Genomic DNA, 14,624 nt, shown 5'->3' with positions numbered 1-14,624 from the left:
GAATCGACGCAAAAACTACTCGGTGCTGAATGGCGAGGCTGGCAAATCGGCCGCGTTGACGAGATTGCCCTTGGGATTGGCCGCCCACGAGTAGCGCACGACTTTGGGGGCTTTGATCTCGGTGCTGGAGACGATGACTTTGTCGCCTTCGATCCAGGCATCGGCCCAGACGAATTTTTTGTCGTCGCCAGCAATGGCGAAGCCTTCAAGTGTGCCTGACCTGGCTTTTAGGCCGGTCGCTTGATCAAAGGTGAGCGTGATGTGATCAGCGGCGATCACGGCAGATTTGAAAAGCGGGCCGGACCAGATGTCGATGCTCTTTTGATACACGTCATGCAGCACGACGCGGGAGAGTCGCGCGGCGAACTCGGTCTTGTTCGTCGGGTGGCCTTGCTTCGAATCACCGATGTCCATCGTGATCGCCATGCCAGTGTGCGGCACTTGCAAGGCACGGCGCTGGCCGTCACGCACCGACACGCCCCAGCCGGTGGGTTCGCTGGGGAATTTCTGCGGCGTGGCGAAGGCCGGGATCTGCACCCAGGCAAAGTAAAACTCGTCGCCCCAGCGCTTGCGCCAGTCGGCAATCAGCGTTTGAAGCTGCGCGCCATACAGACCAGTGAATGGCCCCGCCGCGTTGCGCTCGCCTTGATACCAGATGACGCCGCGCATCGTGTAAGGCACGAGCGGGGCGATCATGCTGGCAAAGAGGCCGCCGGGCTTCATGACTTGCAGGTTCTTGAAGGGGGACGGCGCTTTGGGTGCGGGCTGTTTGGCTTTGAGAGCGGCGGAGCGAACCTTCAGCCATGCGGCTTTGGCATCGAGAAACTTCTTTTGCTCGGTTTCGGGAACGAAACCATCGAGGCGCTTGGTCCAGTCATCGAGCAGCGGTTTGAAGTCGGGCACGGCTTGTTGTGCAGAAAGGCTCGTCCACGCTTCAATCGGCGTGCCGCCAACAGCAGAGGTCAGGATGCCGACGGGCTGCTTGATCTCAGTCAGCAGGTCACGGGCGAAGAAGTAGCCCATCGCTGAAAAATCGGCCACGGTCTCCGGCGAGCACACGCGCCACTTGCCGGGGCGATCCTGCGCGAGTTCATCGTCAGGCACCGGCAGCTCATAAATGGCTAACGGAGCGTCATGCACAAAGACGCGGATCTCAGGATGCTTAGCGGCGGCAACTTCAGCGTCCGCGTTGTCCACCTTGCCATGCAGCTTGCCATTGATCTGCATCGCCATGTTCGACTGGCCGGACGCGAGCCACACCTCGCCCACGAGCACATCCTGGATGACTTTGTCGTTGATGAGCAACGTCTGTGATTTTGCATTTGGAGTCAGCAGATCGAGTTTCACCTGCCACTCGCCTTTCGCGCTGGCCTTCGTTGTCTTTTTCTGCCCTGCGAATTCCACTGCGACTTCTTCATCCGCGACCGCCCAGCCCCAAATCGCGACGGGCTTGCCAGCTTGAAGCACCATGTGATCGGAGATGACTGCGGGCAGCCGAACCTCCGCAAACGTGCAGGTGGCGGACAGGAGCAAGGCAGGGATGTATTTCATGGCGATGAATGACGTGAGGGGGGCTTTAATGTTTCTGGTAAATGTGGATGACCATACGTAAAGAACCGAACGCAGGAGTTGCTCCGATCAAACCATGATTGATCCATTGACCGATGATGGGAAGGATTACTGATTTGAAGATTGTTGGAATGGAATAGAATGGACTATCCCTCCGATAGAAATGTTCACACCGTCTCCCCACGCCGTAGATCTGGCATCAAGCGCACTGGCTTTGTGCTTGTGCGCCCGGTTTGAGCGAGTTCCAAAACGAGACGCGTCAGCCGCTTCGCAAACTTTGCGGCATCCGCCGAGTAGCGCGTCACATGCGGCACCACATGATCGAGAAACGCATCGTCATCGCGTGACACCACCGCGAAATCACGCGGCAGCTTGTGCCCACAGCGCAGCAGGTGCGTGATGACTGTCAGCGTGTGAATGGAACGGGCCACGACAAAAGCCGTCGGTGCCGGCTTGCGCTTCAGCAACACATCAAGATGCTCCACGACTTGCTCGGAAGTTTCGTGATGCTCGATCACGATCGGCGTGGCAGCGGATGTCGTGAAAGCTTCGCGAAAGCCGTGCTCACTCTCCGCATCGCCACCGTGGGAGGAGCCAGGCAGCAGCAGCGCGATCCGCCGATGTCCCTTCTGCATCAGCATGGTTGCGGCATGACGACACGTCGCCCGGTAGTCGAGGTCCACCGATGGCAGGTCGATTTCATCCGCACATGATCCGGCGATCACCGCAGTCACGCCTTGATCGACAAACCAGCGTTGCATCGCCGGAGTCGAACGAAAGAGCACCCAGGCCGCAGCCTGCACCCGCTGCGTCAGTTTCTTCAGCCCGCCCGCAGGCTTCGCCACAAAGCAGTGTGCGCTCGGATGCAGCTCCAATTGATAACCTGTCTCCGCCAGCAGCTCGCGCAGTGCATCCAGCCAAAACAGCACAAACGGCGGCATCGCCTGCTGCGGCACGGGCGTCAGCAGTGCGATCACGCGTGATGACTCAGCCTTGCCGCTCGATTTCGGCCTTGAGAGGATCTGCCGTTTCTTGTTCTCGACTGCACCGATCACACCTTCGCGCTCCAGTTGCGCCAGCACCGCACGCAGCGTCGGGCGGCTGATGCGCAGCCGCGTGCAAAGCGTTCGTTCTGACGGCAGCACTCCCGTCCATTCGCCGCGCAGCAGTGCCTCTCGGAGAAAGTCGGCGCTGTGCGTAAGCAAAGAGGGCCTGGGTGGGACGGCGTGCATGATTCGGCCCGCATCATGCCATGGTCATCCCGTTTGACCACGGAGAATTCACCTCAGATGTCGTTTCAATGAAGCCATGCTACCGCACTCCGACCTCCTCCAACTCAAGCGCTGGAACACCCCGACCATCTACAATGGCTGGGAGCAGATCACCAGGCGCGATCCCGCCGCCGATGCGTTCAACCTTGAAGAAACCCGCGACTTCATGCCGCAGATGGGGTCGATGGTCGGCTATGCCATCACCGTGGTGATCGAGCCGAGCAACAAGGCGCATCGCGAGGCCAATCCCGACGGCTGGAACGAATACCGCCGCTATGTAGCCTCTATTCCAGGTCCCAAGATCGTCTGCGTGCAGGATATCGACAAACCGCGCACGATTGGCGCATTCTGGGGCGAGGTGAACAGCAACATGCATCGCGCTCTTGGTTGTGTGGGCACCATCATTGACGGCGCGATCCGCGATGTCGATGAAATGACCAACGCCGGCTTCAAAGCCCTCGCCCGCCGTCTCTGTGTTGGCCATGCGCACGTCCATCCCGTACGGTGGAACTGCGAGGTCGAGGTCTTTGGCCGCAAGATCGTCCCCGGCGATCTCATCCACGCCGATAAGCACGGCTTTCTCGTCATCGCGCCCGACGAGCAACCCAACATCCTCGAAGCCTCCCGCTTCATGGATGCCAACGAATGCCAGACCGTCATCCCCGCCGCCCGCAACAGCGCCGGACTCAGCAGTGACCAAGTCCTTGCCAATCTCGCTGAGGCGGGCGCGCAGTTCGGCAGGAACGCCAAAGCCAAATTCCAACGCCAAGGAGAATGGTAAGCATGAAAACGATCTGTATGCTGTTCTGCGGTTGCGTCTCGGCTTTCGCCGCAGACTTCCGCATCGAAAACAGCACCGTGCTCACCAGCAGCGGCGCTTATCACTGGTCACAGTCGCGTCCTGCCATCCTACCCAGCAAAGTCATCGTCACGACTCAAGAGATCGAAAAACGCGGCTCCCACGGTTATCGAGACATCTACCTCACCGAGACCACCGACAGCGCAAAGACCTGGAGCACGCCCAAACGCATCGACGCGCTGAATCGCCGCCGCTTTGAGGACGGCATCGAGCGTGTGATGGGCGACATCTGCCCGCAATGGCATGCCGCGACGAAAAAGCTGCTCGTCACCGGCAAATGCTTCGGTTTTCTCGCCAACGCGTACGACAACAAGGCCAAGGACGACCGCTCGCAGGAGCGCGTGGCCTATGCCGTGTATTCACCTGATACGCAGCAGTGGACCGGCATGAAGATCATGGCCATGCCGGAGAAAGATCACGCCGGGAATCCGATCATCGAGCCAAACGCCGGCTGCAATCAGCGCCACGACCTCCCGAATGGCGACATCCTCCTGCCCGTGCGCTACCGCGCTGATCCGAAGTCGCGCGTTTACACCACCATTGTCGCGCGCTGCACCTTTGATGGAGAAATGCTGACCTATCGCGAACACGGCAGTGAGCACACCATCAGCATCCCTCGCGGCCTGTATGAACCCTCAGTTTGCTCGTTGAAAGGCCGCTATTTTCTCACCATGCGCGGCGAGCAGAACGGTCGCGTCACGCGCAGCAAGGACGGCATCAACTACGAACCCACCGTCGAGTGGAAATTTGATGATGGCACCCCGCTACTGAGCGCAAATGCGCAGCAACACTGGATCACCCACGGCGACAAGCTCCACCTCATCTACAGCCGCAAAAGTGCGAACAACGACCACGTCTTCCGCAACCGCGCCCCCATTTTCATCGCCGAAGTTGATCCTGAGAAGCTGCACGTCATCCGCGCCACCGAGCAAGTCCTCATGCCCGAAACCGGCGTCGATCTCACCGGCGGTTTTGCGCCCGTCGATGTGAATGAAAACGAAACCTGGGTCATCAGCTCCGAGATGGCCTTCCCCGAGGCCCGCAAAGACGAAAGCAACCGCGTGCTGCTCGCCAAGATCCTTTGGAACAAGCCATGACCGCCACCGAACTCGCCCAATCTCTCCACACAGGACGCACCGTGTTCGGCACGCTCATCGTGTCGCCCTCGCCACGCTGGCCGGAGGTGGTGCGCGGCTGCGGCCTCGACTTCGTGTTCATCGACACCGAACACATCGCGCTCGACCGTGCGGAGCTGTCCTGGATGTGCCAGACCTACACCGCGCTCGGTCTGCCGCCGCTCGTGCGCATTCCATCGCCTGATCCGTATGCGGCCACGATGGTGCTCGATGGTGGCGCTGCCGGAGTCATCGCGCCGTATGTCGAAACCGTCGAGCAGGTGCAGCAATTACGCGGAGCGGTGAAACTCCGCCCCATCAAAGGCCAGCGCCTCCAGCAAATGCTCGCCGGTGCCGCGCCAGAGCCTGAACTCGACGAATACATGCAAGCGGGAGTGAAGAATCGCCTGCTCATCATCAACATCGAAAGCGTCCCCGCCATCGAAGCCATCGATCAAATCCTCGCCGTGCCCGGCATTGATGCCGTGCTCATCGGTCCGCACGATCTCTCGTGCAGTCTCGGCGTGCCGGAGCAATGGGATCACCCGAAGTTCCTGACCGCCTGCGAAACGATCTTCCGCAAAGCCCGCGCCGCTGGGATCGGCGCAGGCATCCATTTCTGGGGCAGCATCGAGCAGCAGTCGCGTTTCCTGGCCCTCGGAGCGAACATGCTCATCCACAGCGCCGACATCTCCCTCTTTCAAAAGCATCTCCGCCTCGAACTCGACGCCATCCGCGCCACCGCAGGCATCACGCAACCAATTTCCAACTCCAACACCGCTCTTATCTAATCCCAACCATGAAAACAAAAGTCCTCTCTGTGTTCCTCTGTGCCCTCTGTGGTGTACTCAATGCCGCCGAGCCCTTCATCGGCAAACAAGACCTCTTCGTCGCTGGCGAAGATCCCGCCTACAACATCTACCACATCCCCGGCATCGTCGTGACCGCCAAAGGCAGCGTGCTCGCCTGGTGTGAGGCGCGCAAAAGACCCGCTGGCGTCAGTGACTGGGACGACATCCGCATCCTGCTGCGCCGCAGCACCGACGATGGCAAGACCTGGAGCGCTCCGAAAAGTATCGCCAATGTCGAGGGCCCGAAGCAGAAGAACCCCTTCGCCCTCAAGATGAAGAACGTCGATCCCAACGACGTGACCTACAACAACCCCGTCCTCATCGCCGACAAGGACGGAACGGTTCACATGCTCTTCTGCCTCGAATACGAACGCGTGTTTTACCAGCGCAGCGAGGACGATGGCGTCTCCTGGAGCAAGCCGAGCGAGATCACCGCCGCGTTTGCGGCCTTCAAGAAGGACTATGACTGGAAAGTGCTCGCCACCGGGCCGAATCACAGCATCCAGCTCAAAACCGGCCGCCTCGTCGTCCCCGTCTGGCTCTCCACCGGAACCGGCGGCAATGCGCATCGCCCCAGCGTCACCGCCACGATCTACAGCGACGATCTGGGCAAGACTTGGAAAGCAGGCGACATCGCCGTGCCTTGCACCGAGGAATGGATCAACCCGAACGAAACCGTCGCCATCGAACTCAACGACGGCAGTGTCATGCTCAACGTGCGCAGTGAATCGAAGGCGCATCGCCGCCTCGTCACCATCAGCAAAGACGGAGCCACCGGATGGAGCACACCGAAGTTCGATGACGCGTTGCTCGAGCCCATCTGCATGGGCGGCATCGTGCGCTATAACCATGGCGGCAAGAGCCTCATCCTCTTCTCCAATCCGCACAACCTCGACAAAGAGAAGGGCAAGGCCGAGCCCGGCAAAAACCGCGACCGCAAAAACGTCAGCGTAAAGATCAGTCGCGACGAAGGCCAGACATGGCCCGTGAACAAACTTCTCGAAGACGGCCCCAGCATGTACTCCGACATCGCCGTCACTCAGAGCGGCACCATCCTCTGCTTCTATGGTCGTGGCACCAAGCCCGGCTTTGCCGGTGCTGGGCTAACTCTCGCACGCTTCAATCTTGAATGGCTTGAGCAGCCCTGAATGAAATGAGTGCATCTGGAGAGCGTTGGTGTGATCATCCCAACCACGCCCTCCCGATGAAAAAGCTTCTCGCTCTTGTTCTTACCACTCTGCTTGGTCATGCCCACGCGCATGACACGGCCACACCTTCCACGCCCGGCAGCGGCACAAAGGTGCTCGTCTATTCCGACACCGCCTTTTACCGGCATCCCGAGATTCCGGGCATCAACCGCTGGCTGGTGCTGCTCGGACATGAAAACGGCATCGAGGTGGACATCACCGAGCATCCGCAAGACCTGATGCCGAAGGTCCTGGCGAAATACGATGTGCTCCTGCTCAACAACGCCAACGAGCTCGACAAAGTCATACCCGAGGCGCAGCGCAAGTCTGTCGAGGCTTGGTTTGCGAGTGGCAGGAAAGGTGTCGTCGGCCTGCACGCCGCACTGGTCCGTCAAACCGGCTGGCCCTGGCTGAACCAACTCGGCGGATGTGACTTCAACAGCGACTCGGACTACAGCAAGGCGAAGGTGACGGTGGACCCTGCGGCGAAAGATCATCCCGCCGTCAAAGGCCAGCCCTCGGAGTTCTGGATCGAAGCCGACTGGACCAACCACGACCGCAGCGTCACGAGCCTGCTAGGCTTCTCCGTCCTGTTGCGGGTGGATGAAACGACCTTCACTCCTGTGCGCGATTTTTTCAAAACACGCGGTGGCAAGCCCATGGGTGCAGACCACCCGATTGCCTGGACCCACGAGCCTGCGGCAGGCGGGCGCTTCTTCTACACCGAGTTCGGCCATGACCTGCGATCGCTGAGCACACCCTTCGTCCGCAGCCATATCCTCGCAGGCATCCGCTGGGCCGCAGGCGCGGCGAAAGCGGCGAAGTGATCTCCTTGGGCAGGGAGCCTCGCCTGCCTTGCGAGATGAACGCCTCATGCGCGTTCCTTGGGTCATGCGCTCACGGATTTTGTTGCTCTTACTGCTGCTGCCCCACCTCCTGCCGGGAGCGGATGTTCCCGGTGCCGATTGGACATGGGCCACGCCGGCGGAGGCAGGGCTGGATGAAACAAAGCTCGCTGCCGCCCGCGACTACGCCCTCACCGGCGGCGGCTCGGGCTGCATCATTCATCATGGCAGGCTGGTCATGTCGTGGGGCGATTTCAAACAGCGCTACGATTTGAAATCCACCTCGAAGTCCTTCGGTGCCGCGGCGCTCGGGCTCGCCATCACGGATGGCAAGATGAAGCTCACGGAGAAGGCGAAGCAGCATCACCCCGCCTTCGGTGTGCCGCCGGAGGCGAATGCGCAGACCGGCTGGCTCGATGAGATCACCCTCTGGCATCTCGCGTCACAGACGGCGGGGTTCGACAAGAAAGGCGATTATGTGCCGCTGCTCTTCAAGCCGGGCGCGGAATGGAGTTACAGCGATGCCGGGCCCAACTGGCTCGCCGAATGCGTCACGCTCGCGTACCGCCGCGATGTCGATGATCTCATGTTTGAGCGCCTCTTCACGCCGCTGGGCATTCAGCGCACGGATCTGGTCTGGCGGAAGCACGCCTATCGCCCCGATTTGATCGATGGCATCAAGCGCCGCGAGTTCGGCTCCGGCATCAGCGCCAATGCGGATGCGATGGCGCGCTTCGGCCTGCTCTGGTTGCGTGGCGGTGATTGGAATGGCAAACAGATCCTCCCACGCGATTACATCGACAAGGTGCGCACCACACAGCCCGGCGTCCCCGGCCTGAACGTGCGCAATCCCGAGCACTATGGCCACGCATCGAGCCACTACGGCCTGCTGTGGTGGAACAACGCCGACGAGACCCTCGAAGGCGTGCCGCTCGACACCTATTGGACTTGGGGCCTCTACGACAGCCTCATCATCGTGATGCCCACGCTCGACATCGTCATCGCCCGTGCCGGGAAATCTTGGAAGCGCACGGCAGGCGCGGATCATTACGAGGTGCTGCAGCCCTTCCTGTTTCCCATCGTGAATGCCGCGAAAGCGGGCAGTGCCAAGACTGAAACCAAATCCGCTGCTGTCACTTTTCCGTCCAGCCCGATCATCGCCGGCATCGAGTGGGCACCTGCGGATACTATCATTCGTCAGGCCAAAGGCAGCGACAACTGGCCGCTCGCCTGGGCCGATGATGACGCGTTCTACTCTGCCTATGGCGATGGCAAGGGCTTCGCTCCCTTCGTGGAGAAAAAGCTCAGCCTCGGCCTGGTGAAGATCACTGGCTCACCGCCGGACATCGTCGGGACCAATCTGCGCTCCGCCACAGCCGAGGCGCTCGGAGATGGCAAACATGGCCGCAAGGCCAGCGGCATCCTCTGTGTGGAGGGCGTGCTCTACATGCTCGTGCGCAATGCCGCCAACTCGCAGCTCGGCTGGTCCGCCGAACACGGCGCAACGTGGACTTGGGCGGATTGGAAGTTCACCGAGAGCTTCGGTTGCCCCGGCTTTGTGAACTTCGGCAAGAACTACGCCGATGCGCGCGACGGTTTTGTTTACATCCATTCCCACGACTCCGACAGCGCCTACGAGCGTGCAGACCGTTTCGTGCTGGCGCGTGTGCCGAAGGACAAGCTGCGCGACCGCTCCGAGTATGAGTTCTTCGTTCGCACCGGCCAGGACGGCGCGGCGCTGTGGTCTGCTGACATCACGCAACGCGGTGCGGTGTTCGCCAACCCCGGCGCCTGTTATCGCTCCAGCATCTCCTATCATCCCGCGCTCAAACGCTACCTCTGGTGCCAGACCGGCCTGGGAGAGGACACGCGCTATCGTGGCGGCTTCGCCATTTACGATGCTCCCGAGCCGTGGGGACCATGGACCCTCGCGTTTCACACCGATGAATGGGACGTCGGCCCCGGCGAGACGATGCACCTGCCCGTCAAATGGATCAGCGCCGATGGCTTGACGGTTCATCTCGTCTTTTCCGGCGACGACTGCTTCTCGGTGCGTCGTGGCACGATTCGCATGCACAAGCCGTGATGATCAGTGCTTGGGAAAACTGTTCGCGAAGAATTCGCCCGCGCTGACGTTCATGGGCGCGAAGTCACGCTGCATCCGCCATGAAACCTCTCATTTTATTCCTCCTTTCCGCCTTCTGCTTCCTGCACTCGTCTTTTTCGGCTCCGCCGAATGTCGTGCTCATCATGGCGGATGATCAAGGCTGGGGCGACACGGGTTACAACGGCCACCCTGAACTCAAGACGCCGAACCTCGACTCGCTCGCGGCGAGCGGTCTGCGCATGGACCGCTTTTACACCGCGCACTTCAATTGCTCGCCCACGCGTGCGAGCGTGATGACGGGGCGGCATCCGCATCGCATGGGCACCTTTAGCCCCGGCTCACCGATCCGTGCGCAGGAGGTGACGGTGGCGAAGGTCTTGCAGTCTGCAGGTTATGCGACGGGGCATTTCGGCAAATGGCATCTCAATGGCAAAAACGGTGACCGGGACACAAAGACCGCACCCGGTCGCGCGATCCTTGCCGATGATCCGCTTTCGCCGGGCAAGATGGGTTTCGACACGTGGCTCTCGGCGGACAATTTTTTCGATCTCGATCCCGTGCTGGGCCGCGAGGGCGTGCCGGAGAAGTTTCAGGGCGACGGCTCGGACATCGTCACGGATGAGGCACTGAAGTTCATCCGCAAGCAGGCCGGGGCGAGCAAGCCGTTCCTGGCGGTGGTGTGGTTCGGCAATCCGCATACGCCGCACGAGGCGCTGCCGGCGGACAAGGCGGCCTACAGCACGCTGCCCGAGGCATCGCAGAACTACTACGGCGAGCTCACGGCGATGGACCGCAGCGTGGGCCGGTTGCGCGCGGCTTTGCGCGAGCTGAAGGTGGCTGACGACACGCTGCTCTGGTATTGCAGCGACAACGGCGGCGCGGCCGGCCCGAAGAGCACGGGCAATCTGCGCGGCTCCAAAGGCACGCTGTGGGAAGGCGGCGTGCGCGTGCCAGGCCTCGTCGAATGGCCTGCGCGCATCGCGAAGCCCGCCGTCAGCACCGTGCCTTGCTCCACGCTCGACATTTATCCCACGGTGCTGGCCGCGACCGGCGCGAAAGCGGAGAAACAAATCCAGCCGCTCGATGGCCACAGCCTGCTGCCGCTTTTCGACCAGCCGATGACGCAGCGCGAGAAAGCCATCCCGTTCTGGGCTGATGCGCGACGCGACAACGCCCATGCGACACTGCTCGACTGGCCCTACAAGCTGCACACCAACGCCATCAACAGCAAAGACAAGAAGGGCCGCAAAGGTGGCGAAAGAACACCCCTGCTGCTCTTCGATGTTTCCAAAGACCCGAATGAAACCACGGACCTCGCCGCTCAAGAGCCTGAGCGTGTGAAGCAGATGACCGCTGCACTCGCTGAATGGAAAACGTCGGTGCAGAAGAGCCTCGCCGGAGGCGATTACGACACGCCACTCGCACCCGCGCCTGAAGCACCACGCAAGAAAAAGAAGGCGGCGAAGTAGCAGGAGAAGGGAGCGCAGACATGGTCAGCGTGTTTGACCAGTGAGAGGCATCGTCGCATCACGTTTATGCACTCCATGAAATTTGCCACCGTGCTGCTGTGCGTCCTTTGCACATGCCTCAACGCCGCCGAGCCGTTGTTCGAGACGCAGCGTCTGTTTGCCCTCACGCCGAAGAACAAGCCGAACTACCGCATCCCCTCGATCATCCAGGCTCCGAACGGCGACATCCTCGTCATCTGCGAGCGCCGCAACGATGGCATCGGCGACATCGGCAATCACGACATCGTGATGAAGCGCAGCGCGGACAAAGGCAAGACGTGGAGCGATGAGATCCTCATCCTTGATGATGGAAACCGCGTGTGTACGGATCTCACCGTCGGTTTGGACCGCGAGACAAAGAAGCTGTGGCTGTTTTTCCTGCGCGACAAAAAGCAGTTCGCGCATCTCACCAGCACGGACAACGGCCTGACATGGACCGGGCCGGTGGTGATCCACGAGCAGGTCATCAAGCCCGAGTGGCAGACGCTTAAAGGCAAGGGCGAGGAGACCAAGGGCAATCCGAAGAGCCACGCGGTGCAGTGGGAAAAAGGCTGGGTGCAGCGCTACGGCTGCGGTCCCGGCAATGCGATGGTGCAGCTCAAGTCCGGTCGTCTGCTTGTTCCTGCAAGACATCGCGAAGACATCGGCAAAGGCCGCCTGCGCAGCTTCGCGCACTGCTTTTACAGCGATGACCACGGCGCGTCATGGAAGCTCGGCGGCACCATCGGCATCAACACGAGTGAGTGCCAGTTCGTCGAGTTGAACGACGGCAGCGTGCGCGTGATCTCGCGCAACGAAAGCAGCGAGGACTCGCCCGACAACCTCCGCCACCTCACCGCCATCAGCAAAGACGGTGGCGTGACGTGGGGTGATCTCCATCGCCTCGAAGAACTCATCACCCCGCGCTGCCATGGCTGCGTGGAGCGCTTCGATGCGAAGACGCTGCTGTTCTCGAGCCCCGCTTCACCGTTTCGCCAGAAGGAGCATCCGTATGGCCGCTACAACCTCACCGTCCGCATCAGCCCCGATGACGGCGAAACCTGGACCGCAGGAAAAACTATCTGGCCTCATCCGGGGTCGTATTCTGACATCGTGGTGCTCGATGACAAAACGATCGGCTACATCTACGAACGTGCGGACAAGGGCAGCACGCACTACTGGGACGAGCTGCACTTCGCACGCTTCAATCTAGAGTGGCTCACGCATGGGCGGTGAAAGTGGATGACCGCAATATCCTCACCGAATCTCCGTTTCGAGACGGCGATGACGACCACACCCTACCCAAGCTTCTTCCATGCCGCCGCTCTGGCGTTGCTCTTCCTCGTTCCTGCTCACGCTGAGACACCCGCGACCAACCGCTTTGAGAAAGACATCGCCGCCTATGAGCAGGCGGACAAAGCCAGCCCGCCTGCAATCGGCGGCATCCTTTTCACCGGGGCTTCTGGCATCCGCATGTGGAAAACGCTCGTGCAGGACTTCGCGGGACTGCCGGTGATCAATCGTGGCTTTGGTGGCTCCCAACTCTCGGACTCCATCCACTTCCTCGACCGAGTCACGCTGCGCTACCGGCCCCGGATCATTGTCATCCAGGCCGGGGGCAATGACCTCAACGGCGGCAAGTCGCCCGAGCAGGTGCTCGCCGACTTCAAAACCTATGCCGAGAAGACCCGCGCAGCTTTGCCGGAGGTGAAGATCGTGCTGCTGAACATCGGCCCAAGTCCGAAGCGCTGGCAGCAGCGTGAGAAGCAGAAGCAGGCGAACCAACTCACACTCGACTACATCAAGGCCGGGAAGAACCTCGTGTACGTCGATCTCTGGCCGGACTCCATCGGCGCGGACGGGCTGCCGAAGCCAGAGCTCTACATCGAAGATCAGCTCCACCCGAGCGCAGCAGGTTTCGCCCTGCGCACGAAGCTGATCCGCCCCCATCTCCAGTAGCCACACACTCTCATGAAAACCTGCCTCATCCTTCTCTCGTCACTCGCTCTTCTCCATGCGTCGTTTTCGGCGCAGCCCAATGTCGTGCTCATCATGGCCGATGATCAGGGCTGGGGTGACACGGGCTACAATGGCCACCCCGAACTCAAGACACCGAATCTTGATGCGCTGGCCGCGAGCGGTCTGCGCATGAACCGCTTCTATACCGCGCATTTCAACTGCTCTCCCACACGCGCCAGTGTGATGACGGGGCGGCATCCAAACCGCATGGGCACCTTCAGTCCTGGCTCGCCTATCCGTGCACAAGAACTGACGGTGGCGAAGGTCTTGCAGTCCGCAGGCTATGCGACGGGGCACTTCGGCAAATGGCATCTCAATGGCAAGAATGGCGACAAGAACACGACCACAATGCCGGGCCGCGCGATCATGGCGGATGATCCGCTTTCGCCGGGCAAGATGGGTTTTGATGAATGGGTTTCGGCGGACAATTTCTTCGACCTTGATCCCGTGCTCGGCCGCCAAGGCGTGGCGGAGAAGTTTCAGGGCGACAGCTCGGACATCACCACGGATGAGGCGCTGAAGTTCATCAAGAAGCAGGCCACAGCGGGCAAGCCCTTCCTTACCGTGGTGTGGTTTGGCTCACCGCATGTGCCGCATGAGGCACTGCCAGCGGACAAGGCGCTGTACAGCACTTTGTCGGAGGCAGATCAGAACTACTACGGCGAGATCACCGCCGTGGATCGCAGCGTGGGTCGTCTGCGTGCAGCCTTGCGTGAACTGAAGGTGGCCGACAACACGATGCTTTGGTACAACAGCGACAACGGCGGTGCCAACGGCCCCAAGTCCACCGGCAACCTGCGCGGATCGAAAGGCACGATGTGGGAGGGCGGCGTGCGCGTGCCAGGCCTCGTCGAATGGCCCGCGCGCATCACGAAGCCCTTCATTAGCGAGGTGCCATGCTCTACGCTCGATATTTACCCGACCGTGCTCGAAGCCACCGGTGCGGTGGCGCAAAACCAAGTCCAGCCGCTCGATGGCGTGAGTCTGATACCGCTGTTCGATCACAAGACGGAAGTGCGCAGCAAAGCAATCCCGTTTTGGAATCATGCGGGCAAACAACCCGGCCACGCCACGCTGATCGACTGGCCTTACAAGCTGCACACGAACCCCGTGGCGGGTCGTGACAAGAAAGGCAAGAAGGGTGGCGAAGCACTGCCTGCCATGCTGCTCTATGACATCTCCAAAGACCCGAAGGAAACCACCGACCTCACCGCACAAGACCCCGAGCGCGTGGTGAAGATGACGTCCGCGCTGGAAGCGTGGAAAGAGTCCGTGGAGAAGAGCCTCAGTCGCGCGGACTACAAGTAATGACTC

At 60.8% G+C, this 14,624-nt stretch carries 12 protein-coding genes; 10 read left to right on the top strand and 2 right to left on the bottom strand.

The genetic code is table 11. From position 1 onward, the window contains the following. Positions 1-15: 15 nt before the first annotated feature. Together U1A53_RS12105 and U1A53_RS12100 are read right to left on the bottom strand one after the other, a co-directional pair. Positions 16-1,551, bottom strand: coding sequence for a sialate O-acetylesterase (locus U1A53_RS12105; RefSeq protein ID WP_322281205.1), 1,536 nt, complete (start codon positions 1,549-1,551; stop codon positions 16-18). Between the two features lie 185 nt (positions 1,552-1,736). Next, complete coding sequence (locus U1A53_RS12100) at positions 1,737-2,774, bottom strand: substrate-binding domain-containing protein (protein WP_322281203.1); 1,038 nt, start codon at positions 2,772-2,774, stop codon at positions 1,737-1,739. 103 nt (positions 2,775-2,877) lie between these two features. Here U1A53_RS12100 and U1A53_RS12095 point away from each other — a divergent pair, with 103 nt between their 5' ends. The 10 genes from U1A53_RS12095 (at position 2,878) to U1A53_RS12050 (ending at position 14,618) form a co-directional block, all read left to right on the top strand. Beyond that, on the top strand, positions 2,878-3,621 hold the full coding sequence (locus U1A53_RS12095; RefSeq protein ID WP_322281201.1) for an RraA family protein: 744 nt from the start codon (positions 2,878-2,880) through the stop codon (positions 3,619-3,621). Positions 3,622-3,623: 2 nt separating this feature from the next. Next, the gene (locus tag U1A53_RS12090; RefSeq protein WP_322281199.1) at positions 3,624-4,796 is read left to right on the top strand and encodes a hypothetical protein; all 1,173 of its coding nucleotides are present in this window, start codon (positions 3,624-3,626) and stop codon (positions 4,794-4,796) included. Further along, positions 4,793-5,605, top strand: coding sequence for an aldolase/citrate lyase family protein (locus U1A53_RS12085; protein ID WP_322281197.1), 813 nt, complete (start codon positions 4,793-4,795; stop codon positions 5,603-5,605). The genes U1A53_RS12090 and U1A53_RS12085 overlap by 4 nt, the downstream gene beginning before the upstream one ends. Positions 5,606-5,613: 8 nt before the next feature. Beyond that, the gene (locus tag U1A53_RS12080) at positions 5,614-6,813 is read left to right on the top strand and encodes a sialidase family protein (RefSeq protein ID WP_322281195.1); all 1,200 of its coding nucleotides are present in this window, start codon (positions 5,614-5,616) and stop codon (positions 6,811-6,813) included. Between the two features lie 56 nt (positions 6,814-6,869). Then, positions 6,870-7,679 (top strand): ThuA domain-containing protein, encoded by an 810-nt coding sequence (locus tag U1A53_RS12075; protein ID WP_322281193.1) that lies wholly within the window; start codon positions 6,870-6,872, stop codon positions 7,677-7,679. Positions 7,680-7,725: 46 nt separating this feature from the next. Continuing rightward, entirely contained in the window at positions 7,726-9,783 is a 2,058-nt protein-coding gene (locus U1A53_RS12070) for a serine hydrolase (protein ID WP_322281191.1), read from the top strand. Between the two features lie 80 nt (positions 9,784-9,863). Then, on the top strand, positions 9,864-11,273 hold the full coding sequence (locus tag U1A53_RS12065; RefSeq protein ID WP_322281190.1) for a sulfatase-like hydrolase/transferase: 1,410 nt from the start codon (positions 9,864-9,866) through the stop codon (positions 11,271-11,273). A 75-nt stretch (positions 11,274-11,348) separates the two neighbouring features. Then, entirely contained in the window at positions 11,349-12,527 is a 1,179-nt protein-coding gene (locus tag U1A53_RS12060) for a sialidase family protein (RefSeq protein ID WP_322281188.1), read from the top strand. Between the two features lie 48 nt (positions 12,528-12,575). Continuing rightward, positions 12,576-13,250, top strand: coding sequence for a GDSL-type esterase/lipase family protein (locus U1A53_RS12055; protein WP_322281187.1), 675 nt, complete (start codon positions 12,576-12,578; stop codon positions 13,248-13,250). A gap of 12 nt (positions 13,251-13,262) precedes the next feature. After that, positions 13,263-14,618, top strand: a complete 1,356-nt coding sequence (locus tag U1A53_RS12050; protein ID WP_322281185.1) for a sulfatase-like hydrolase/transferase — start codon at positions 13,263-13,265, stop codon at positions 14,616-14,618. Positions 14,619-14,624 lie beyond the last annotated feature (6 nt).

Origin of the sequence: Prosthecobacter sp., from assembly GCF_034366625.1 — a bacterium.
Classification (GTDB): domain Bacteria; phylum Verrucomicrobiota; class Verrucomicrobiia; order Verrucomicrobiales; family Verrucomicrobiaceae; genus Prosthecobacter.
This window is presented reverse-complemented; position numbering and strand designations above follow the sequence as displayed.